The sequence below is a fragment of the Streptomyces sp. SAS_281 genome, assembly GCF_052542855.1.
Genome location: NZ_JBMNDO010000071.1, coordinates 1 through 22322 on the forward strand (window position 1 = coordinate 1; position 22322 = coordinate 22322).

The window sequence follows — 22322 nt, forward strand, 5'->3', positions numbered from 1 at the left end:
GGCCCGCAGGCCCCCCCTCCGCCCTCCCTCTCCTGTACAGCGCCACCGGACCGGCCCAGCCAGGACCCCCAGCCAGGGAGGCAGCACGTGTCAGCAACCGCCGTTCGTACCGGAGTCTGGTTCATCGGAGCACACGGCTCCGTCGCCACCACCGCCACAGCGGGGTGCGCGGCGGTCGCGGCGGGACTCCACCCCGCGGCCGGCATGATCACCGAGACCGCTCCCTTCGCCGACAGCGGCCTGCCACCCCTCACCTCCCTCGTCTTCGGCGGCCACGACACCCTGGACTGCCCCCTCCCCAAACGGGCCGAGGCACTGGCCGCCGGGGGAGTGCTCCCGCACGGTCTCCCTTCGGCCGTACGGGCCGAACTCGGCGCCGCCGAAGCGGAGATACGCATCGGTGGGCCTCTGCCCGGCGACACCCGCACCGACGAGGAACTCATCGCCGCGTTCACCGCCGACCTCATGGACTTCAACAGGCGCAACCACCTGGCCAGAACCGTCGTCGTCAACGTCTCCTCCACCGAGCCCGCACCCGCCCCCGACGCCGTACGGCTGCCCGCCAGCTCGCTCTACGCGGCCGCCGCGCTCCGGGCCGGCTGCCCGTACGTGAACTTCACCCCCTCCACCGGCCTGGGCGCACCCGCCCTCCGGGACGCCGTCGCCGCTTCCGGTCTGCCGCACGCCGGCCGCGACGGCAAGACGGGCCAGACCCTGCTGCGCTCCGTGCTCGCCCCGATGTTCGTCCAGCGCGCCCTGCCCGTACGGGCCTGGTCCGGGACCAACCTGCTGGGCGGCGGCGACGGGGCCGCGCTCGCCGACCCGGCCGCGGCCGCGGCGAAGAACGCCGGCAAGGAACGCGTCCTCGCCGACACGCTGGGCGCCGCCCCCGAGGGCGAGGTCCACATCGATGACGTCCCGGCACTCGGCGACTGGAAGACCGCCTGGGACCACATCGCCTTCGACGGGTTCCTCGGAGCCCGCATGGTGCTCCAGACCACCTGGCAGGGCTGCGACTCCGCCCTGGCCGCGCCCCTGGTCCTCGACCTGGCCCGGCTGCTGGCCCGATCCCAGGAGGTGGGCCTGACCGGCCCCCGACCCGAACTCGGCTTCTATTTCAAGGACCCGGACGGCGGACCGGCCGCACTCTCCGAGCAGTACCTGGCGCTGCTGGCCTTCGGCGAGCGGCTCCGGGGTGACCGGTGACGGCCCGCGACTGGGCGGAACTCCTGCGCATCTCCGCACTGTTCACCGTTCCCGGCGACGCCCTCGCGGGCGCCGCAGCCACCGGCCGGCGCCCCGGCCGCTCCACGGCCCTGGCGATGGGCGCCTCACTCTGCCTGTACGAGGCCGGCATGGCGCTCAACGACTGGGCCGACCGCGACGAGGACGCCGTCGACCGCCCGCACCGGCCCATCCCCTCGGGCCGGATCACACCCGGCGCGGCCCTCACCGCGGCGGGCGCCCTGACCGTGGCCGGCACCGTGCTCGCCGCCCGCGCGGGCCGCCCGGCCCTGGGCGTGGCCACCGGCCTGGCGGCCACCGTCTGGGCCTACGACCTCCGCCTCAAGCACACCCCGGCGGGCCCGGCCGCGATGGCGGCGGCGCGGGGCCTGGACCTGCTGCTGGGAGCGACGGCCACCGGGCAGGGTCCGGCGCTGCGAGCCGTCCGCGCCGCCCTGCCCGCCGCCGCCCTGCTCGGCGCGCACACCTACGCGGTCACCGCTGTCTCGCGCCACGAGGCGCGGGGCGGCTCCACCACCGCACCCGTCACCGCGCTCACGGCCGCCGCCGGGATCGGCGCCGCCATGACGCGCGAACGGCGGGCCTCGCGCGGCGCCCCCGGCGGGCTCCTCCTCACCGCGCTCACCGGTGCCTACCTCCGCACCGCCGCACGCCCCCTCACGCACGCCGCGCTCAACCCGTCGCCGCCCCTCACCCAGCGCGCCGTCGGCAGCGGCATCCGGGCGATGATCCCGCTCCAGGCAGCCCTCGCCGCACGCGCCGGAGCAACCGGGTCCGCGCTCGCCGTCATGGGCCTCGTCCCGCTCGCCCGCGCCCTCGCCCGGAAGGTGAGCCCCACATGACCCTCCGCCTCGGCTACGGCACCAACGGGCTCACCGACCTCCGGCTGGACGACGCCCTCGCCCTCCTCGCCGACCTCGGCTACGACGGTGTCGGCCTGACCCTCGACCACATGCACCTCGACCCGATGGCCCCGGACCTCGCCGCCCGCACCCGCCACGTCGCGGCCCGGCTCCAGCGGCTGGGGCTCGGCGTCACCGTCGAGACCGGCGCCCGCTACGTCCTGGACCCGCGCCGCAAGCACGGTCCGTCACTCCTGGACCCGGATCCCGATGCCCGCGCGGCCAGGACCGCGCTCCTCGTCCGGGCCGTCGAGGTGGCCGCCGACCTCGGCGCCCACGCCGTGCACTGCTTCAGCGGGCTCACGCCCCCGGACACGGCAGCCGACGCCGCCTGGCAGCGGCTCACCGGCGCCCTCGCCCCGGTCCTCCGCGCCGCCGAGCGCCACGGGGTCCCCCTGGCGATCGAGCCCGAGCCCGGGCACCTCCTCGCCGACCTCGCCGGCTTCCACCACCTCCGGGCGCTCAGCGGCGACCCCGAACCCCTCGGCCTCACCCTCGACATCGGCCACTGCCAGTGCCTGGAGCCCGCACCGCCCGTCGACTGCGTGCACGACGCCGCCCCCTGGCTGCGCCATGTACAGATCGAGGACATGCGGCGGGGCGTCCACGAACACCTTCCCTTCGGCGACGGCGAGATCGACTTCCCGCCCGTACTCGCCGCCCTCGAAAGCAGTGGGTACGACGGGCTCACCGTCGTCGAACTGCCCCGCCACTCCCACGCGGGCCCCGAACTGGCCCGCTCCTCACTCGACTTCCTGAACAAGCACCGTCCGGCCCACCGCTGAGACCGCCGAAGGGAGCACGCCGTGACGCCCACCTCCAACACCCCGCTCCTGACCCGCGAGGAACTCGACACCCTGCTCGGCGGAGCCGCGCGCGCCTGGCTCGACGAGGCCCTCGCCGAGGCGGCCCACGCCGCAGCCCACCGGGACACCGCACCCGCGGACAGCCACGCCGTACCCCCGTGGGAGCTGAGGTACGCCGCCGCCGGCCGGCACTGCGGACTCGAACACGCCGACTCCGTACGCGTCCTGCTGCTCGTCGAGGCCCGCGCCGGCCTGCCGGCCCTGACCCGCCTCTACGAACAGGGCACCGCCGCCGAACGCCGGGCCGTTCTGCTGGCCCTGCCCGCACTGGATCCCGGCCCGGCCGCCCTGCCCCTCGTCGAGGACGCCCTGCGCACCAACGACACCACCCTCGTCACCGCAGCCGTCGGACCGTACGCCGGAGCCCACCTCGGTCCGCACGACTGGCGCCACGCCGTCCTGAAGTGCCTGTTCACCGGCGTCCCCGTCGAAGCCGTCGACGGCCTGGCCCGAAGATCACGCGGCGACGCCGAACTCGCCCGCATGCTGGGCGATTTCGCGTCCGAACGCATCGCGGCCGGCCGCCCCGTCCCCGCCGGCCTGCACCACGTCCTCGCCCTCACGGCACCCGGCACCACCGCTCCCACGCCCCCCACGGCCTCGACGCAGGAGTCCTGATGCGCATCTTCGACCCCCACATCCACATGACCTCCCGCACCACGGACGATTATCAGGCGATGTACGACGCCGGGGTCCGCGCGCTCGTCGAACCCTCTTTCTGGCTCGGCCAGCCCCGCACCTCGCCGGCCAGCTTCCTCGACTACTTCGACGGCCTCCTCGGGTGGGAGCCCTTCCGCGCCGCCCAGTACGGCATCGCCCACCACTGCACGCTCGCCCTCAACCCCAAGGAGGCGAACGACCCCCGCTGCACCCCCGTCCTCGACGTCCTGCCCCGCTACCTCGTCAAGGACTCCGTCGTCGCCGTCGGGGAGATCGGCTACGACTCGATGACCCCGGCCGAGGACCACGCACTGGCCGCCCAGCTCCAGCTCGCCGCCGACCACGGCCTGCCCGCCCTCGTCCACACCCCGCACCGCGACAAGCTCACCGGCCTGCGCCGCACCATCGACGTCGTCCGCGAATCCCACCTCGACCCCGAGGCGGTGCTGCTCGACCACCTCAACGAGACCACCGTGAAGGAGGCCCTCGGCAGCGGCTGCTGGGCGGGCTTCTCCATCTACCCCGACACCAAGATGGACGAGGACCGCATGATCGCGATCCTCAAGCGCCACGGTACCGAGAAGGTTCTCGTCAACTCCGCCGCCGACTGGGGCAGGAGCGACCCGCTGAAGACCCGCCGGGTGGCCGACGCCATGCTCGCCGCCGGATTCACCGACGACGACGTCGACCAGGTCCTCTGGCGCAACCCCGTCACCTTCTACGGCCGGAGCGGCCGCCTCCACCTCGAAACCCCCTCACCGCGACCACTCCACGAGGGCAACTCCATTCTGCGTGGAGGGGAATGACGCCATGCGCTTCCGCCACCCCGACGGAACCGTCGTCCACCTCGCGTACTGCACCAACGTCCACCCCGCCGAAACCATGGACGGCGTCCTCGCCCAACTCCGCGACCACTGCGAACCCGTACGCAGGAGGCTCGGGCGCGACCGCATCGGCATCGGCCTCTGGCTCGCCCGGGACGCCGCCCGCACCCTCGTCGACGATCCCTCGCAACTGCGTCGCCTGCGCACCGAGCTCGACCGCCGCGGCCTCGAAGTCGTCACCCTCAACGGCTTCCCGTACGAGGGCTTCGGCGCCGAAGAAGTCAAGTACCGGGTCTACAAGCCGGACTGGACGGACCCGGAACGGCTCACCCACACCACCGACCTGGCCCGGCTGCTCGCGGCGCTCCTGCCCGACGACGTCACCGAGGGCACCATCTCCACCCTGCCCCTGGCCTGGCGCACCCCGTACTCGGGCGATCCCGAAGCGGCCCGCACCGCACTCGACGCGCTCACCACCCTCGGCGCACACCTCGACGCACTAGCCGACATCACCGGCAAGTCCATCCGGATCGGCCTCGAACCCGAACCCGGATGCACCGTCGAGACCACCGCCGACGCCATCGCCCCCCTCACCGCCGTCGGCCACCCGCGCATCGGCGTCTGCATCGACACCTGTCATCTCGCCACGTCCTTCGAAGACCCGGACACCGCCCTCGACGCCCTCACCGAGGCCGGGATCCCCACCGTCAAGGCGCAACTGTCCGCCGCCCTGCACGCCGAACACCCCCATCTCCCCGAGGTGCGCACCGCCCTCGCGGCCTTCGCCGAACCGCGCTTCCTCCACCAGACCCGGACCGCAACCGCCGCCGGACTGCGCGGCACCGACGACCTCGGCGAAGCCGTCACCGGGGAGATCCTCGGCGACAGCACCCCGTGGCGCGCCCACTTCCACGTACCGCTGCACGCACCGCCCGCACCCCCGCTCACCTCCACGCTCCCCGTCCTCCGCGCCACGCTGGGCCGGCTCGTCGGCGGCGCCAGACCGCTCACCCGGCACCTGGAGGTCGAGACGTACACCTGGCAGGCGCTTCCCGCCGGACTGCGCCCCCGTACCCGCACCCAGCTCGCCGAGGGCATCGCCGCCGAACTCGCCCTCGCCCGCGACCTCCTGACCGACCTCGGCCTCAAGGAGCTGCCATGACCACCGCCGGGGCGGCCGCCCCGCCCACCCCCCTCCTCGTCCTCGACGTCGTCGGGCTCACCCCCCGCCTCCTCGACCACATGCCCCACCTCAAGGCTCTCGGACAGTCCGGCACCCGGGCCCCGCTCGGCACCGTCCTGCCCGCCGTCACCTGCGCCGCCCAGTCCACCTTCCTCACCGGCACCACCCCCGCCGAGCACGGCATCGTCGCCAACGGCTGGTACTTCCGCGAACTCGGTGACGTCCTGCTGTGGCGCCAGCACAACGGACTCGTCGCCGGCGACAAGCTCTGGGACGCCGCCCGCCGCGCCCATCCCGGTTACACGGTGGCCAACGTCTGCTGGTGGTACGCCATGGGCGCCGACACCGACTACACCGTCACGCCCCGCCCCGTCTACTACGCCGACGGCCGCAAGGAACCCGACTGCTACACCCGCCCGCCGGCCCTGCACGACGAACTCACCGAGAAGCTCGGCACGTTCCCCCTCTTCCACTTCTGGGGGCCCGGCGCCGACCTGGTCTCCTCCCAGTGGATCATCGACGCCACCCGCCACATCCTGGACACCCGCCACCCCGACCTCGCCCTGTGCTATCTCCCGCACCTCGACTACGACCTCCAGCGCTACGGCCCCGACGACCCGCGCGCCTTCCGGGCCGCGGCCGATCTGGACCGCGCGGTGGCCCCGCTCCTGGACGACGCCCGCCGCGAGGGGCGCACCGTCGTCGCCCTCTCCGAATACGGCATCACCCGGGTCGACCGGCCCGTCGACATCAACCGGGCGCTGCGCCGCGCCGGACTCCTGGAGGTCCACACCCAGGACGGCATGGAGTACCTGGACCCGATGACATCGAGGGCATTCGCCGTCGCCGACCACCAGATCGCGCACATCTACGTACGCCGGCCCGAAGACCTCGAAGCCGCCCGCGAAGCCTTGGCCGGACTCCCGGGCGTAGGCCTCCTCCTCGACGACGAGGGGAAGAAGGCACACGGTCTGGACCACCCCCGCTCCGGAGAGCTGGTCGCCGTCGCCGACCCGGACGCCTGGTTCACGTACTACTACTGGCTCGACGACGACCGCGCGCCCGACTTCGCGCAGCTCGTCGAGATCCACCGCAAACCCGGCTACGACCCGGTCGAGCTCTTCATGGACCCCGAGGACCCGTACGTCCGGGTCAAGGCGGCCACGGCCATCGCCCGCAAGAAGCTCGGCATGCGCTACCGCCTGGCGGTCGTGCCGCTCGATCCCTCACCCATCCGGGGCAGCCACGGCCGCCTCCCCCCGAGCGACGAAGAAGGGCCGCTCATCCTCTGCTCCACCCCCCACGCGTTCACCGGACCCGTCCGGGCCACCGAAGTGAAGTCCCTGCTCCTCACGCTGGCCGGACTCCCCGGGGACCGGCCGAGTTCCGATCGAAGGTAGGACACACCATGACCGTGTACAACGACGCATCCGAAACGGACGGCGGACTGCGCCGCAGCCTCGGAGTCAGCCGCCGGCGCTTCCTCAGCACCTGCACCGCCGCCGCCGCGACGGCGATCGCCGCCCCCGCCTTCGGCGCTCCGCCCGCCTTCGCCCAGCCCGCCGCCCACCCCGGGCACGGGCACGGGCACGGGCAGGCTCTCGTCCCGGCGGACAAGAGGGGCATCATCCTGTACACCGTGCGCGACGCCACGGGCCGGGACCCGCTCAGCACCGGCCTCCCCTCGGGCTTCCGCGAGGTCTTCAAGCAGCTGGCCCGCTTCGGCTACCGGCAGGTCGAGTTCGCCGGATACGGCCAGCACGCCAACGCGCCCGGCGGCAGCAACCTCCAAACGGTCGAGGGCGCGAAGCTGCTGCGCTCGTGGCTGGACGAGTACGGCCTGCGCGCGCAGGGCAACCACGGCTTCATCCCGTCGTCCTGGCCCCTGAACCAGAGCGACCTGGACGAGTTCAAGCGGAACCTGGAGATAGCGAACATCCTCGGCATGGAGCACATGGGCACCGGCGGCGACCCCACCGGCAGCGCCTACCGGGCCGACTGGGACGTGGCCGCCGACAAATGGAACGCCCTGGGTCGGATCGCGCGCGGTGCGGGCATCAAGCTGTACACGCACAACCACGACGCGGCCTACGGCTTCCTGCTCGACGGCGGGCCGCTGGACGCGCAGGGACGGCCCACCCGCAGCTCCGGCGTCCGCAAGCTCGAGTACTTCCTGGAGGTCACCGACCCGAAGGCCGTCTGGCTGGAGATGGACGTCTTCTGGGCGCACGTCGCCCAGTACAAGTTCCACACCTACACCGCCCTCGACGGATCGCAGCGGGAGAACGTCTTCGACCCGGCGGCCCTGGTCCGCCGCAACAACAAGCGCTACCCGCTGTTCCACGCCAAGGACGGCGTCGCCAACACCAGCAGCGGCGACGGCTACGACATGGTCCCGTTCGGCACCGGAGTCATCGACTACCGGACGTTCTTCTCCCGCGTCGGGCAGGCCCAGTACCGCAACCCGATGGTCGAGCAGGACAACGCACCGAGCCCGGCCGACCCCGCGCAGTCCCTGAACCACGCGCGGATCGGCTACGAGGGCATCGCGGCGCTGCGCAAGTAGGGAGAGGCCCGGCGCGGCGGCGTCAGCCGATGCCCTGCCGGTCCGGCAGCAGCGAGAACGCCCGCTCGTCGGCGTCCGGCACCGCGCGCTCCACCGCCTGTACGAGGAGTGTGCGGTGCCGGACGAGCGGCCCCCGCCGGTCCGGCCCGGCCAGCGGCACCAGGTCGTCGATCCCGGCGAGCATCCGCCGGGTCACCTGCGGGGCGCCCGCCGCGCACCGGCGCACCTCCTCGAAGCCCAGGTCCACCAGGTCCTCCCACCCCGGCACGTCCTGCACCAGCCGCACCGCGCCTCGGCGGTCGCGGTGGTGCACGGTGCCCAGCGGCAGCCGCACCGCCGCCGCCAGGAACTGCACGATCCGGTCCAGGCACTGCACGGCCGTCGTCGGGTCGTTCACCGCGGCGGACAGCGCCCGCAGCGCGATGTCCGACAGCTGGCGCAGCCCGAACGCCAGGTCTTGGTGCAGGGTGCGCTCGACACCCACCGACACCGTGTACCGCAGGGTGCGCCGGGCCGGCGCCGCCCCGCCGTGCACGGCGAGCACCGGCGTTCCCGGCACCACGAAGTCCCCGAGCCGGGGGATCAGCCGGAGCACCACGCCCTGGCGCCGGGCGGCCCGGACCAGCCGGGCCACGTTGACATCGCGGAGCACCCCGGCCCGCCCCTCGTACAGGATCTGCCCGGTCTCCTCGGGCAGCGGCTCCTCGCCCGGGCGGCCGGCGGGCATCCGGCCCAGTACCCGGAAGGTGTCCCGGGTGATGCGGTCGAGGACCGGCCCGTTCTGCATCAGGCGCAGCGTGGAGCTCACGTACGCGATGAAGAGGAGCAGGCTCAGCCCGACGAGCAGGGCGGTCAGCACGCTCTGCACGAACGGCAGCGAGGTGACCCGGCGCGGGTCGGTCTCGCTCTCGTACGAGCTGAGGACCAGCAGCGAGAACACGAACGTCGCGAGGAACACCGACAGCGTCAGCTTGCTGATGCGGCTCCGTACGAAGATCCGCACCACCCGGGGCGTGAGCTGGCCGCTCGCCATCTGCACCGCGACCAGCGAGATGCTGAACACCACACCGATGAAGGTCATCATCGCCGAGCTGACCGTGACGACGATCTGCTTGGTGTCCTCGGCGACCTTCACCAGGTCCGCGATCTCGTCGTACGCCTGCTCCTCGCGCAGGTACGCGATGATCCGCTCGTCCAGTGCCGAGGCGGCGAACCAGAGCACGCACGCGCAGACCAGCGTCAGAGCCGGGGCGAACCAGAACGTCTCGCGCAGGTGTTCGCGCAGCGGCGACAGCGTGCGGGGAGGACGGGATCCTCGATCACTCATGCAGGCGAAAGTAACCCGCCCCGCCCGGCCACCGGCGGAACGCGCCGCCGACCCTCCGGCGGCACGGTCCGTACGTACGCGGCGACGGTCCGTACGGGCCGGGAGCGGCCCCGGGCCGAAACACTCCCCGGAGCCGCCCGCACCGCACTGACCAGCGCAATGTTCCCCGGCGGGCCACCCGATATCCAGGTGAAACGCACCCCAAACCCCTGGTATTGTTTTCTTTGTCGCCGCGGGAAACCGGGGCGGATCACCTGGTCCGGGTGGCGGAATGGCAGACGCGCTAGCTTGAGGTGCTAGTGCCCTTTATCGGGCGTGGGGGTTCAAGTCCCCCCTCGGACACTCATCCAGTTCCCACGGTTCATCGCGAACCGTGGGAATTTCTGGTTTCCGGGGCGGCCCCGCGCCACCGCCGGAGCGGCCGATCACCCCTTGGAGGAACCCCCGGTGGCTGTGCAGCGGATCACGACCCGCAACGCCCGCTTTCAGCAGTTCCAGACGCTGCTCACCAACCGGACCAAGCGCGGACGCGCCGGCGAGTTCATCGTCCAGGGCGTCCGGCCGATCACCATGGCCGTCGAGCACGGCTGGACCATCCGCTCCCTCCTGTACGACGCGAGCCGCCCGCTCTCCCGCTGGGCGGAGGAGCTGGTGCGCGGGATCAGCACGGAACGCATCGCCATGGCCCCCGACCTGCTCGCGGAGCTGAGCGAGAAGGCCGAGGGCGCCCCCGAGGTCCTGGCCGTGGTCGGGATGGAGCCGGACGACCTGACCCGCATCCGGGTCGACGAGGACTTCCTCGGCCTCGTCTTCGACCGCCCGACGCAGCCCGGCAACATCGGCAGCATCGTCCGCTCCGCCGACGCCTTCGGCGCCCGCGGGCTCATCGTGACGGGGCACGCGGCCGACCCGTACGACCCGAAGGCGGTCCGCGCGACGACCGGCTCCTTCTTCGCCCTTCCCGTCGTCCGCACCCCCTCCCACCGCGAGGTCGGCGACTGGCTGGACGCCGAGCGCGACCGGGGACGCCCCGTGGTCGTCGTCGGCACCGACGAGGACGGCGAGTGCGACGCCTCCGAGTTCGACCTGACCCAGCCCGTCCTGCTCCTCATCGGCAACGAGACGGCGGGCCTCAGCAACGCCTGGCGCGAGCGCTGCGACCACGTCGTCAGCATCCCGATGACGGGCTCGGCCAGCTCCCTCAACGCCTCGAACGCGGCGTCCATCGTCCTGTACGAGGCGCGGCGGCAGCGGCTGGCGAAGCGCCGGGGCTGAAGGCGTCCGGCGCCCCGGTCACATCCGCTTCGCGTACACGATGAGGTTGTCCACCGGGTGCCCGGCGGCGTCGAACGCGCCGTCGCAGGTGATCAGGCGCAGAGCCCGTTCCGTGGTGCGGCCGTAGACGCGGGCCGTCGGGAAGGCGTTCTTGCGCACCGTCTCGCGGGCGGTGACCTCGAAGCGGGTGTCCGCGCCCCGGGCATCGCGGACCACGATCTCCGCCCCCTTGGCGATCTTCTTCAGGTCGTGGAAGACGGCCCGGCCGAAGCGGGTGTCGTTGTGGCCGATCAGCACCGCCGCGCCGGGCTCGCCGGGCACGGCGCTCCCCGTGTACCAGCCGGTCGTCATGCCCTGGTCGGCCGGCGGGACCTCGACCGAGCGGTCCGGGTTGAGGCCGAGCCGCATGATGTCGCTGTCCACGCCCAGGGACGGGATGGAGACATGGGCGGGCGGCTCGGCGGTGGCGGTGGCGCTGGGGGCGGGGGCCTCGGCGGCCGCTGACGACGCGGGGGCCTTCGCGGGCCGTGGGGCGGGGTCACCGGAGCAGCCGGTCAGCGCCGCGAGCGCGGCGAGGGCCAGGACGGCGGCGACGGGGAGGGCGGTGCGGCGCATGGGACAGGGCTCCAGAGGTCGTACGTACGGCAGTGGCGCCGCCCGGGTCGAGAGGGGCGGCCCCACTGTGACTCATCGGCCGCGGACGGGTCAGCCGTCGCGGCGGGCGGTGCGGCGGCGGACGACGACCGTCCCGGCGCCGCCCAGCAGCAGCGCGGCCGCCGCGGAGCCCGCGAGCGCGGTCGTTCCGCTGCCCGAGGAGCCGGCCGGCCGCTCACCGGCGGCGACGCCGCCGCGCGGCGCCGCGGAGGGCACCGCCGAGGGCGCCTCCGTCGGTTCGGCCGACGGCACGGCGGACGGCGCGGCCGACGGCGCCACGGTCGGCTCGGTCGCCGCCGTCGAGGGCGCCGGCGAGGAGTCGGCGAAGGCGGCGGTGGCGGGTACGCAGACCGCACCGGCCGCGACGGCGGCGAGGAGTGCGGTGCGCAGGGTGGTACGCAGGGGCATGGGCAGGGCTCCGTTCCGGATGGGCCTCAGGGGCGGCCGCGGAGCGGGTGCGCACCGCGGCGCGAGGCATGCGGACAGGCTCGCGCCAAGTTGTGAGGAAGCTGTCAGATCGTTGTGTTCATCGCATCAGGGTCGACCGGAGCACCAGGGGCCGCCTCGCCTGCCGGGAGGCGGAGCGTGAACACCGAGCCCTCGCCGGGGGTGCTCACCGCCGTGGCCGTGCCGCCGTGCGCCTCCGCCAGCTTCCGCACGATCGCCAGGCCCAGGCCGCTGCCACCCGTGCGCCGGGAGCGGGACTTCTCGCCGCGCCAGAACCGGTCGAAGACGCGGACCAGGTCGCCGGCCGGGATGCCGCCGCCCGTGTCGGCGACGTCCACGAGCACCGCGTCCCCGTCCTCGGAGCCGTACGCCCGCAGCGTGACCTCCCCGCCCGCCGGGGTGTGGCGCACCGCGTTCGACACCAGGTTGCCCACCGCCTGCCGCAGCCGGACCGGGTCGGCCGTCAGCGGTGGCAGTGGGCGGTCCGGCGGCCGGACGCCCAGCGCGACGCCCGCCGCGTCGGCCCGGGCCTGGTGCGCGGCGGCGACCTGCCCCAACAGCTCCGCCGCGTCCACCGGTTCGGGGTGCAGCCGCAGCGCACCCGCGTCGGCCTGCGCCAGGTCCTGGAGGTCGTCGATGATGTGCTGGAGCTGGACCGCCTCCGTGTGCAGGAAAGCGATGAACTCCGGGTCCGGGTCCGCCACCCCGTCCTGCGCCGCCTCCAGCCAGCCCCGGATGTTGCTGAGCGGGGTGCGCAGTTCGTGGGCGACGTCGCTGACCATGGCCTTGCGCTGCGCCTCCAGGCGGGCGCGGTGGGCGGACATGTCGTTGAACGTGGCGGCGAGCCGCCCGATCTCGTTGTCCGCGGCGACCACCACCGGCGCGGTGTCCTCCCCGTCCCGCATCCGCTGGGCGGCCCCCGTCAGCGCCCGCAGCGGGCGCACGAGACGGGCGCCGACGAGCACCGACGCGCCCACGGTCAGGGCCAGCACCAGAGCCGCCGCGCCCGCGATCCGCGCCGTGTTCGCCGGTGAGAGGTCGAAACCGGGCACGGTCGCGCCACCCGGGTCGCCGATGAACAGCAGGGCGGGTGAGGCCACGTACGAACTCAGCTGCTCCCGGCGGGCCGTGCCCACGCAGGAGGCGACGGCCCGGTCGTTCCCGCCGGTGGCGGCCGTCTGCTCGCCGCCGGGGCCCGGCACCGTACTGGGCAGGTCGCGCGGCGCCGTGCGGGGTGCCGCGGACGGCACCGCGCTCGGCATGACGGTCGGCGGCATCGTGGCCATCGGAGCCGCGGGCACCGGCACCGCCTCCGCCGGTACGGGCTCGGCCGCCTGACCCCAGGAGAGGCCCAGCGTGAGGTGGACGCCGTCGCGGCCCTGGCGCTCCAGACAGGCGTCGGCCAGCCGGTTGAGCGCCTTCAGCGCCTTCCGCTCCGTGGCCGTCGGGGTGTCCAGCGCGTCCACGGCGCAGCCGGTGCCCCGGATACGGTCGGGGTCGTTGCCGCCCACCACCTGGATCAGCGGACGGCCGCTCGTACCGGCCACCACATCGGCGGCGATCCCGTAGTCGCCCAGGCAGGCCACGCCCCGCTCGGCCGTCCTCCGCAGCCGGGACCGCTCCGCCGCGGGCAGCCGGAACGGCCCCACCGCGCGCGGGTCGACCCGGTCCGTGGTGGTGCCCGTCGCCCCGGCGCCCGCCGACAGCGCGGTGTCCACGGACAGCGGATCGACCACCGCCGACGCCTGCGCCGGGAGCGCCGCCGCGCCCGGGTCCGCCGAGTCCGCCAGCGGGGCGCGGGCCTGGGTCGTCAACGCGATCCGCCGCCCGGACTGCTCCGCCAGCTCGCGCACCGTGGCCCCGACACCGTCCCAGGTCGGATGAGCCGCCGCGTAACCGAGCAGACGGTGGTAGATCCGGGCGTCGGCGGCCAGATTCTGGCCCTGCTCCTGGCGGATCGCGCCCGAGGTCGTCTGCACGGCGAGCCAGGCGGTCGCCGCCACCGAACAGGCCGCTACCAGGGCGGAGACCGCCAGCAGCCGGGCGAAGAGGCTCTTGCGCAGCGGCACGCGCCGCCGTGCGCCGCCCGCTCCCGGACGCCCCGGGCTACGAAGTCGCCGCACGGGCCGCCGCCTTCGCCGGGTCCGTCAGCTTGTAGCCGACACCGAAGACGGTCAGCAGCCGGACGGGCCGGCGCGGGGCCGGTTCGATCTTCTTGCGCAGGTTCATCACGTGCACATCGACGGTCCGGTCACTGATGTAGCGGTCGAAACCGTGCAGTTCGCCGAGCAGCTGCTGCCGGGAGAACACCCGGTCCGGCTCGGCGGCGAGCGCGGCGAGGATCCGGAACTCGCCCGGGGTGCACTCCACGGCACGCCCGTCCACCGAGACCACGTGCCGGACCGGATCGACGACCAGCACCCCCACCCGCAGCACCCCGGCATCCTCCGGCTCGCCGCCCGTGCCCCGTCGGCTGCGGCGCAACAGCGTGCGCACCCGGGCCATCAGCTCGCGCGGGCTGTAGGGCTTGGTCATGTAGTCGTCGGCGCCCAGATCGAGGCCGAGCAGCAGATCGTCCTCCGTGGTGCGGGCGGTCAGCATCAGGACCGGCAGCTCCCGGTGCTCCGCGCGCAGCACGCGTACGACGTCCAGGCCGTCGGCCCGGGGCATCATCACGTCGAGGACCAGCAGATCGGGTTCGCGGTGCCGGACCGCGTCGAGAGCCGCGAGACCGTCGGGCGCGACGGTCACCCGGTGGCCCTCCCGTTCGAGGTAACGGCGGAGGAGCTCGGCCTGGTTCTCGTCGTCCTCGGCAACGACCACATGTGCGCACACGCGATCGATCGTAGACAGGGCCTACGCCTCCTCCGCGTCCCGGTGGGCCTCCATCAGCTCGTCGTGCGCGGCGACGATGTCCCAGGCGAGGACGGTGACCATCTCCTCCCGGGTCGGCGTGGAGTCGGTGTGCGCGGAGTACAGCCGCAGATCGCGCTGCGCGGACGCCTTCGCGCACAGCTCGCGGGCGAACCGGGCGTTGCCCACCAGATCGGCCTTGCCGCCGTCCACGATCGCCGTGCACAGAGAATCCAGGACGTCGAGCGCGCCCGCGTCCGGTTCGTCGCCCTGCGACGCCAGCACGGACCGGGCGATCCTGGACAGTTCCTCGGCGGAGTACGAGGGGAAGTCGACGCGGGTGTTGAACCGGGAGACCAGTCCCGGGTTGGTGGCGAGCAGCTCCGACATCTCGTCCCGATATCCGGCGAGTACGACGACGAGCCGGTCCCGGTCGTCCTCGGCCCGTTTCAGCAGGACCTGGGTCGCCTCCTTGCCGAAGGCGTCGCCGCCGTTGAGCCCGGTGATGTTGAGCGAGTACGCCTCGTCGATGAACAGCACCCCGTTCAGCGCCGAGTCGATGACCGCGTTGGTCTTGAGGGCCGTCGACCCCAGGTGCTGTCCGACCAGGTCGGCGCGCTGGGCCTCCACGACATGCCCCGAACTCAGCAGCCCGAGCCCGGCGAAGACCTGGCCGATGATGCGGGCCACGGTCGTCTTGCCGGTGCCGGGCGGCCCCGCGAAGACGAAGTGCCGGGGGCGGGCCCCGCCGGGCAGACCCTGCTCCTCGCGCAGCGCGGACATCCGCAGCTGCGCGATCAGCGTGAGCACCTGGCGCTTCACCGGCTGCAAGCCGATCATGGCGTCGAGCGCCCGCTGCGCCTCGGCGAGCACCCGGGCCCGGTCCTCGGCCGACAGCCCGCCGTCGCCCTCGCCGCCGGAACCGGCGCCCGACGGGCCCCCGCCCGCCGTCGCCGCGACCGGGGACGCGGGTGCCGGGGCCGTCTTGCCCACCGGGCGGGCCTGGGCGCGCGACTCCACGTCGAGCAGGTCGGGCGCGCACCGGAACGCGTACTGGTACCGCTGCAGCGCCTCCTCCTCGCGGCCCAGCGCCTCCAGTGACCGCCCCATGAAGTACTTCACCTCGGCATCGAACCTGCTGCCCCGTTCCAGCTTGCCCGGCAGCGCGGACAGCACGTTCAGCGACTCGTGGCAGACCCCCTGGGCGAACAGCGAGCAGCCCACGTACAACTGGGCCTCGTCGCGCAGGAACGCGTCACCGATCCCGGGCGCGTACCTCAGGACGAGCGGCCAGTCCTCCTTCAGGAACGCGTACCGGGTGCAGATGAACCGGGTCTCGTCGCAGTCCAGCAGCGCCGTGGAGAGTCCCTTCCACGCCTCGTCCAGCCGCCGGTCGTCCAGGAACGCCGACATGGCCGCCAGCCACAGGTCGCGGGAGGTCTCCAGCCGGAAGGTGACGTAGTGACCGATCTGGAAGGTGGACCGGAACGGCGACTGGTACTTCGACCGCAGCGCCCCGAACCGCGCCGAGGAGCGCAGCAGGCCGTCCAGCGCAGCCTTCTGGTCCGTGCCGGTCACATGCAGGCCCAGCCAGGCGTCGGCGGCGCTCGGGTCGTGCCGTGTGGCGAGCGCGAACTGCGCGGCGGCGCCCGTGCCGTCCCCCTGCCGCATGAGGGCCATCCCCTGGTTCCACGCCTGCTCGGCCTTCCTGGCCGCCCCCCGGCTCGCGGCACCCTGCACGTGACTCTCCCCTCGCCGGACGCGCCGTCCGCGCCCGTGGCCCCCCGGCCCTGTCGTCCGTCCGTGATCACATCCGCAACGGGCGTCAGGATAGCCAACACCGGGCGGGCGGCCCCCGCACGCCGACCGCCTCGGATACGATTTCGGTCGCCGTCTCCGCTCCCCACCGTCACCGCCGGGAAGTCCGTCTGATGCCCGCCCTCCCCAGCAGCCGGACCCCGGACCGGCTCCGCCCGGGGGTGCGCGCCGCGCTCACCACCCTCGGCACCGGCTTCCTGCGCCACCCCGCCAACACGGCGCTGCGCGCACACGCGGACGCCCCCGCCCTGCACCACGCCCTGCTGCGCCTCGTCTTCCGGCTCCTCTTCCTCTTCGTCACCGAGGACCGCGGCGCCCTGCTGTCCCCGGAAGCGACCTCCCGGGCCAGAGCGCGATACGCGACGCGCTTCTCCACCGCCCGCCTGCGCGCCCACGCGCGCGGCGCCGCGGAGCACGGGAGTCCGTACGCGGCGCTGCGCACCGTCCTCGACGCCCTCGGCGCTCCGGACGGGGACCCCGGCCTCGGCCTGCCCGGGCTCGGCGGCATGTTCACCGCGACGGAGGCCGACGCCCCGCTGCACGGGCTCGCCCTGTCCGACGAGGACCTGCTCACCGCGGTGCGCCAGTTGTCGGAAGCCCCGGATCCGGGTACGCGGCGCGCCCGGGAGGTCGACTTCGGCCGCCTGGAAGCGGAGGAACTGGGCTCCGTCCACGAGTCGCTCCTCCAGCTCGTGCCCCGGATCGACGCGGCGGACCGGTCCTTCGCGCTGGTCGGGGTGGCGGGCAACGCCCGTAAGACGTCGGGCTCCTACTACACCCCGGCCGCCCTGGTGGAGTGCCTGCTCGACGCCACCCTCGACCCGGTCCTCGACGCCGCCGTCGCACGCGGCGAGGCATCGGGCGCCGCCGACCCGGGCGAGGCCGCCGCCCGGGAGCTGCTCGCGCTCACCGTCTGCGACCCGGCCTGCGGCTCCGGCCACTTCCTGGTCGCGGCGGCCCGCCGCATCGCCCGGCGCGTCGAGGCCGTGCGCGGACGCACGGCGGAGCCGTTCCGCGACGTGCTCCACCAGGTCGTCGCCCACTGCGTGCACGGCGTGGACCTGGACCCCATGGCCGTCGAACTGGCCAGGATGGCCCTGTGGCTGGAGGCCCCGGAGCCCGGCCGGCCGCTCACCTTCCTCGACGCCCGCGTCAAGCACGGCAACGCCCTGATCGGCGCGGTGCCGGACCTGCTGCGGCGCGGTGTCCCGGACGCCGCGTTCACCCCGCTCGCGGGCGACGACCGCGCGCATGCCGGGGCCCTGAGGAAGCGGAACAGGGCCGAGCGGACGGCCTCGGGCGGCCGGGACCCGGAACCGGGGCACGACGCCGCCGACGCCTGGTGCGCGGCGTTCCTGTGGCGCAGGACGGCCGACGCGCCGCCGGCGGTGACCGACGCGGTCCTCCGCGACCTGCGGGGCGCGCCCCGGCCGACCCACGAGGAGATCGCGCGGCTGCGGGACCGGTACCGCTTCTTCCACTGGCACCTGGAGTTCCCCGAGGTCTTCGGCGCGGACGGCACCGGCGGCTTCGACTGCGTCCTGGGCAATCCGCCCTGGGAGCGCATCAAGCTCCAGGAGCAGGAGTTCTTCGCCCAGCACGACGCGGAGATCGCCGCCGCGAAGACCGCCGCCGCCCGCAAACGCCTGATCGCGGCGCTGAAGGAGGACCCGGGCCGCACCGCCCTGCACACCGCGTTCGAAGCGGCCAAGCGCACGGCGGAGGGGACGAGCCACTTCCTGCGCAACGGCGGACGGTACCCGCTCACCGGGCGCGGCGACATCAACACGTACGCGGTGTTCGCCGAGGCGGGCCTTGCGCTGACCGGCCCGCGCGGCCGGATGGGCATGATCGTGCCGACGGGCATCGCCACGGACGCGACGACCCGCTTCTACTTCAAGGACCTGGTCGACAGGGGCACGCTCGCCGCGCTGTACGACTTCGAGAACGCCGCGCCCGTCTTTCCCGACGTCCACCGCTCGTTCAAGTTCAGCATCCTGTCCCTGACCGGCCGGGCCCTGCGCGAACCCGCCGCCAGGTTCGCCTTCTTCCTCCGCGACCCGGCCGAACTGGCCGATGAGGAGCGCGTGTTCGTCCTCACGCCCGAGGAGATCATGCTCCTCAACCCGAACACGGGGACCTGCCCGGTCTTCCGGACCCGCCGTGACGCCGAGATCACCCTCGGCATCTACGCGCGACTCCCCGTCCTGATCGATGAGGGCGCCCCGGAGGGCAACCCGTGGGGCGTCGCCTTCGGCACGATGTTCCACATGGCCAACGACTCGCACCGCTTCCGCACCCGCGAGGAGCTGACGGCCACCGGCTGGCAGGCGGCCGGAAACCACTACGTCAACGGCGAGCGGATCATGCTCCCGCTGTACGAGGCCAAGATGGTCGACGCCTACAACCACCGCGCGGCCGACGTGGTCAAGAGCGCCACCGCCGTCAAGCGCCAGAACCAGCCCGCCTACCTGACCTCCGCCGCCTGGGCCTCCCCGTCCCGGCTGGCCCTCCCCGGCAACTGGGTGGACCGCGCCGAGACACCGTCCGGCACCCCGCCCGGCCGTCTCGCCTTCCTCCGTATCAGCAGCCCCACCAACCAGCGCACCATGATCTCCGCGATCCTGCCCCCGGCGGCGATCGGCGACTCCGTCTTCCTGCTGCACACCAGGAGCTCACGCGACAGCGCCGCCCTGGTGGCCCACTTCAACTCCTTCGTCTACGACTACGTCACCCGCCAGAAGGCCGCGGGACTCAACCTCAACTTCTTCTACATCCGCCAACTCCCCGTCCTGCCCCCGGAGACCGCCGACCGCCACACGGACTTCCTGATCCCGCGCGTCCTGGAACTCACCTGCACCGCGAACGACATGACCCCCTTCGCCGTGGCCCTGGGCGACACGCGCGGCCCGTTCCGCTGGGACGAGGACCGCCGCAGCCGGATCCGCGCGGAACTCGACGCGTTCTTCTTCCACCTGTACGGGATCGGCCGTGCCGACACCGCGTACATCCTGGACACCTTCCCCATCGTCCGGCGCAAGGACGAGGCCCGGTACGGCGGCTACCGCACCAGGGACCTCATCCTGACCGAGTACGACCGCATGGCCGACGCGGGCCTCGTGACGGGCGGCACGTACACGTCACCGCTCGACCCGCCGCCGGGCGAAGGGCCCCGGCACCGGTGCTCCACACCGCCGTTCCGGCCGGACGGGGCTCACGCACCACCGGTTCCGGCGTCGCGCGTGATCTCCGCGAGCGTGTCGTAACGGGCCCGGGCCGCCGCTCGGTTTCCGGGATGCCCGGGGAATGGACCCGGCCCCGGTGGGTAGGTTCGCCGACTGTTCCGCCCGGCGTCGCTCCGTGCACACGGCAAGGGTCTTACGCGGAGACCGGCGGGTCTGGAACACTCCAGTCGCTTTCCACCCCACATCCCCCCACCGCGAAGGCATCCATCCATGGCAGAAATCGACCGCCGCGGGCTCCTGAAGCTCGCCGGGGGCTCCGTCGCCCTCACCGCCCTGTCGAGCAGCATCGCCCGCGCCGCGACCCTTCCCGCGCGGGGGCGCACGGGCACCATCGAGGACGTCGAGCACATCGTCGTCCTGATGCAGGAGAACCGTTCCTTCGACCACTACTTCGGGACGATGAAAGGCGTACGCGGCTACGGCGACCCGCGCCCGGTCACCCTGCCCAGCGGCAAGCCGGTCTGGCACCAGACGGATGCGGCCGGCCAGGAGGTGCTGCCGTTCCGGCCGCCGGCCGACGCCCTCGGGATGCAGTTCCTCCAGGACCTCAACCACGACTGGGCGGGCGGCCACCGGGCGTTCAACAAGGGGGCCTACGACCGGTGGGTGCCCGCCAAGACGGCGACCACGATGGCCCACCTCACCCGGGAGGACATCCCGTTCCACTACGCCCTCGCCGACGCGTTCACCGTCTGCGACGCCTACCACTGCTCGTTCATCGGCTCGACCGACCCCAACCGCTACTACCTGTGGAGCGGGTACACCGGCAACGACGGCGCCGGCGGCGGGCCCGAGCTGGGCAACGACGAGCGGGGGTACGGCTGGACGACCTATCCGGAGCGCCTGGAGGAGGCCGGGGTGTCGTGGAAGGTGTACCAGGACATCGGCGACGGCCTGGACGCCGCCGGGTCCTGGGGCTGGATCGGGGACGCGTACCGGGGCACCTACGGCGACAACTCGCTGCTGTACTTCGACTCCTACCGCGACGCCCGGCCCGGCGACGCCCTGTACGACAAGGCCCGCACCGGCAGCGACCTGAAGAACGGGGGCGGTCTGCTGGACGACCTGAAGGCCGACATCAGGGCCGGCACGCTGCCCTCGGTGTCCTGGATCGTGGCGCCCGAGGCGTACAGCGAGCACCCCAACTGGCCCGCGAACTACGGCGCCTGGTACATCGCGCAGGTCCTGGACGCGCTGACCTCGGACCCGGAGGTCTGGGGCCGTACCGCCCTCTTCATCACGTACGACGAGAACGACGGGTTCTTCGACCACGTGGTCCCGCCGTACGTCCCGTCCGGGCCCGCGCAGGGGCTGTCCACCGTGGAGACCGCCGCCGACTACTTCCCGGGCGACCTGCGGTACGCGGCGGGTCCTTACGGGCTCGGCCAGCGGGTGCCGATGACCGTGGTGTCGCCGTGGAGCACCGGTGGCTACGCCTGCTCGGAGGTTTTCGACCACACCTCCGTCATCCGGTTCATGGAGCGGCGCTTCGGGGTCCACGAGCCCAACATCTCGCCCTGGCGGCGGGCCGTCTGCGGCGACCTGACCTCCGCCTTCGACTTCCGGCGTACGGACCCCTCCTCGCCCGGGCTGCCGTCCACCGCCGCCTACGAGCCCCCGGACGGCGACCGGCACCCCGACTACGTGCCCGTCCCGCCCGCCACCGGTGCGGTGCCGAAGCAGGAGCCCGGGTCGCGCCCGACCCGCCCCCTGCCCTACGCGCCCCTGGTGGACGGCGCGGCCGACCCGGCCACCGGCACGTTCCGGCTCACCTTCGGCGGGGGACCGGCGGCCGGCGCGCAGTTCCTCGTCACCTCCGGCAACCGCACGGACGGGCCCTGGACCTACACCACGCACGCGGGCGCCTCGGTCGCGGACTCCTGGAACACCGCGTACTCCAAGGGCGTCACCGACCTCACCGTCCACGGACCGAACGGCTTCCTGCGTTCCTTCCGCAGCCCCGGCAAGGCGGCGGGGCCCGAGGTGACGGCACGTCACCACACCGCGACCGGCAACCTCGAACTCACGTTCACCCACACCGGCACCGGCTCCGTCCGGCTGACCCTGCGCAGCGCCGCCGCGTACGGGGGAGAGGTGCGGACGGTCACCGTGCGACCGGGGCAGACCGTCGCGCAGACGCTCGACCTGCGCCGCAGCAAGCGCTGGTACGACGTCACCGTCACGAGCGATGTGGACGCCACCTTCCTGCGGCGCTTCGCCGGGCACGTCGAGACGGGCGCGCCCGGGCTGAGCGATCCGGGGCTGCGCACCGGGTGAGGCTGCGTGCGGACCGGCCGGTCCGACCGTCCACGGTCCGGGGTTGATCGCGAACGACCGTCCTGGAACCCATAAAATCCTTCTAGTGAACGAGAGTTGATCGCGTGATCGTGGCGCGTGCAGTCGCCCGCCACCGGAGCCGGGATCTATGAGCGCCCCTCCCCGGCCGAGCCCGCGCCG

The 22322-nt window shown here is 73.5% G+C and carries 17 protein-coding genes and 1 tRNA gene; 12 read left to right on the plus strand and 6 right to left on the minus strand.

All coding sequences use genetic code 11. The features are described 5' to 3' along the window. Nucleotides 1–87: 87 nt before the first annotated feature. Genes ACN6LM_RS24425 through ACN6LM_RS24460 form a run of 8 tightly spaced genes read left to right on the plus strand, consistent with a single transcriptional unit; the run spans nt 88 to nt 8246 of the window. The gene (locus ACN6LM_RS24425; protein WP_445067515.1) at nt 88–1206 is read left to right on the plus strand and encodes an inositol-3-phosphate synthase; all 1119 of its coding nucleotides are present in this window, start codon (nt 88–90) and stop codon (nt 1204–1206) included. Next, nucleotides 1203–2087 (plus strand): SCO3242 family prenyltransferase, encoded by an 885-nt coding sequence (locus tag ACN6LM_RS24430; protein WP_445067516.1) that lies wholly within the window; start codon nt 1203–1205, stop codon nt 2085–2087. Before ACN6LM_RS24425 ends, ACN6LM_RS24430 begins: the two co-directional genes overlap by 4 nt. Beyond that, complete coding sequence (locus ACN6LM_RS24435) at nt 2084–2932, plus strand: sugar phosphate isomerase/epimerase family protein (RefSeq protein ID WP_445067517.1); 849 nt, start codon at nt 2084–2086, stop codon at nt 2930–2932. Before ACN6LM_RS24430 ends, ACN6LM_RS24435 begins: the two co-directional genes overlap by 4 nt. Before the next feature lie 21 nt (nt 2933–2953). Then, nucleotides 2954–3631, plus strand: coding sequence for an EboA domain-containing protein (locus ACN6LM_RS24440; RefSeq protein WP_445067518.1), 678 nt, complete (start codon nt 2954–2956; stop codon nt 3629–3631). After that, complete coding sequence (locus ACN6LM_RS24445; protein ID WP_445067519.1) at nt 3631–4479, plus strand: TatD family hydrolase; 849 nt, start codon at nt 3631–3633, stop codon at nt 4477–4479. Before ACN6LM_RS24440 ends, ACN6LM_RS24445 begins: the two co-directional genes overlap by 1 nt. A 4-nt stretch (nt 4480–4483) precedes the next feature. After that, nucleotides 4484–5659, plus strand: coding sequence for a metabolite traffic protein EboE (gene eboE / locus ACN6LM_RS24450; protein WP_445067520.1), 1176 nt, complete (start codon nt 4484–4486; stop codon nt 5657–5659). Beyond that, complete coding sequence (locus tag ACN6LM_RS24455) at nt 5656–7080, plus strand: alkaline phosphatase family protein (protein WP_445067521.1); 1425 nt, start codon at nt 5656–5658, stop codon at nt 7078–7080. Before eboE ends, ACN6LM_RS24455 begins: the two co-directional genes overlap by 4 nt. A gap of 8 nt (nt 7081–7088) precedes the next feature. Continuing rightward, entirely contained in the window at nt 7089–8246 is a 1158-nt protein-coding gene (locus ACN6LM_RS24460; protein WP_445067522.1) for a sugar phosphate isomerase/epimerase family protein, read from the plus strand. A 22-nt stretch (nt 8247–8268) separates the two neighbouring features. Here ACN6LM_RS24460 and ACN6LM_RS24465 read toward each other — a convergent pair whose 3' ends face one another. Then, nucleotides 8269–9573, minus strand: coding sequence for a DUF2254 domain-containing protein (locus tag ACN6LM_RS24465; protein WP_445067523.1), 1305 nt, complete (start codon nt 9571–9573; stop codon nt 8269–8271). Nucleotides 9574–9830: 257 nt separating this feature from the next. Here ACN6LM_RS24465 and ACN6LM_RS24470 point away from each other — a divergent pair. Both ACN6LM_RS24470 and ACN6LM_RS24475 read left to right on the plus strand, forming a co-directional pair. Continuing rightward, nucleotides 9831–9915 (plus strand) — tRNA-Leu (locus tag ACN6LM_RS24470). A gap of 111 nt (nt 9916–10026) precedes the next feature. Then, nucleotides 10027–10848 (plus strand): RNA methyltransferase, encoded by an 822-nt coding sequence (locus tag ACN6LM_RS24475; RefSeq protein ID WP_445067540.1) that lies wholly within the window; start codon nt 10027–10029, stop codon nt 10846–10848. 18 nt (nt 10849–10866) lie between these two features. Here ACN6LM_RS24475 and ACN6LM_RS24480 read toward each other — a convergent pair whose 3' ends face one another. From ACN6LM_RS24480 to ACN6LM_RS24500, 5 genes are all read right to left on the minus strand, one after another. Further along, the gene (locus tag ACN6LM_RS24480; RefSeq protein WP_445067524.1) at nt 10867–11463 is read right to left on the minus strand and encodes a class F sortase; all 597 of its coding nucleotides are present in this window, start codon (nt 11461–11463) and stop codon (nt 10867–10869) included. A 90-nt stretch (nt 11464–11553) separates the two neighbouring features. Continuing rightward, on the minus strand, nt 11554–11910 hold the full coding sequence (locus ACN6LM_RS24485) for a sortase-dependent protein (RefSeq protein WP_445067525.1): 357 nt from the start codon (nt 11908–11910) through the stop codon (nt 11554–11556). A 104-nt stretch (nt 11911–12014) separates the two neighbouring features. Further along, nucleotides 12015–14072, minus strand: a complete 2058-nt coding sequence (locus ACN6LM_RS24490) for a sensor histidine kinase (RefSeq protein WP_445067526.1) — start codon at nt 14070–14072, stop codon at nt 12015–12017. Beyond that, on the minus strand, nt 14056–14784 hold the full coding sequence (locus ACN6LM_RS24495; protein ID WP_445067527.1) for a response regulator transcription factor: 729 nt from the start codon (nt 14782–14784) through the stop codon (nt 14056–14058). The genes ACN6LM_RS24490 and ACN6LM_RS24495 overlap by 17 nt, the downstream gene beginning before the upstream one ends. A gap of 21 nt (nt 14785–14805) precedes the next feature. Then, nucleotides 14806–16542, minus strand: coding sequence for an AAA family ATPase (locus ACN6LM_RS24500; protein WP_445067528.1), 1737 nt, complete (start codon nt 16540–16542; stop codon nt 14806–14808). Nucleotides 16543–16733: 191 nt separating this feature from the next. On the opposite strand from ACN6LM_RS24500, the gene ACN6LM_RS24505 reads away from it, so the two are divergent. Continuing rightward, a complete protein-coding gene (locus ACN6LM_RS24505; RefSeq protein ID WP_445067529.1) occupies nt 16734–19886 on the plus strand; it encodes an Eco57I restriction-modification methylase domain-containing protein in 3153 nt (1050 codons plus the stop codon). 189 nt (nt 19887–20075) lie between these two features. Continuing rightward, nucleotides 20076–22142: a phosphocholine-specific phospholipase C gene (locus tag ACN6LM_RS24510; protein ID WP_445067530.1), complete on the plus strand. Its 2067-nt coding sequence runs from the start codon at nt 20076–20078 to the stop codon at nt 22140–22142. Nucleotides 22143–22322: the final 180 nt, after the last annotated feature.

Excerpts from the sequence above, each read along its gene's own strand:
- ACN6LM_RS24455 (WP_445067521.1), top strand. The coding sequence starts at position 5,656 with ATGACCACCGCCGGGGCGGCCGCCCCGCCCACCCCCCTCCTCGTCCTC.
- ACN6LM_RS24445 (WP_445067519.1), top strand. The coding sequence starts at position 3,631 with ATGCGCATCTTCGACCCCCACATCCACATGACCTCCCGCACCACGGAC.
- ACN6LM_RS24465 (WP_445067523.1), bottom strand. The coding sequence starts at position 9,573 with ATGAGTGATCGAGGATCCCGTCCTCCCCGCACGCTGTCGCCGCTGCGC.
- ACN6LM_RS24435 (WP_445067517.1), top strand. The coding sequence starts at position 2,084 with ATGACCCTCCGCCTCGGCTACGGCACCAACGGGCTCACCGACCTCCGG.
- ACN6LM_RS24480 (WP_445067524.1), bottom strand. The coding sequence starts at position 11,463 with ATGCGCCGCACCGCCCTCCCCGTCGCCGCCGTCCTGGCCCTCGCCGCG.
- eboE (WP_445067520.1), top strand. The coding sequence starts at position 4,484 with ATGCGCTTCCGCCACCCCGACGGAACCGTCGTCCACCTCGCGTACTGC.
- ACN6LM_RS24510 (WP_445067530.1), top strand. The coding sequence starts at position 20,076 with ATGGCAGAAATCGACCGCCGCGGGCTCCTGAAGCTCGCCGGGGGCTCC.
- ACN6LM_RS24505 (WP_445067529.1), top strand. The coding sequence starts at position 16,734 with ATGCCCGCCCTCCCCAGCAGCCGGACCCCGGACCGGCTCCGCCCGGGG.
- ACN6LM_RS24460 (WP_445067522.1), top strand. The coding sequence starts at position 7,089 with ATGACCGTGTACAACGACGCATCCGAAACGGACGGCGGACTGCGCCGC.
- ACN6LM_RS24485 (WP_445067525.1), bottom strand. The coding sequence starts at position 11,910 with ATGCCCCTGCGTACCACCCTGCGCACCGCACTCCTCGCCGCCGTCGCG.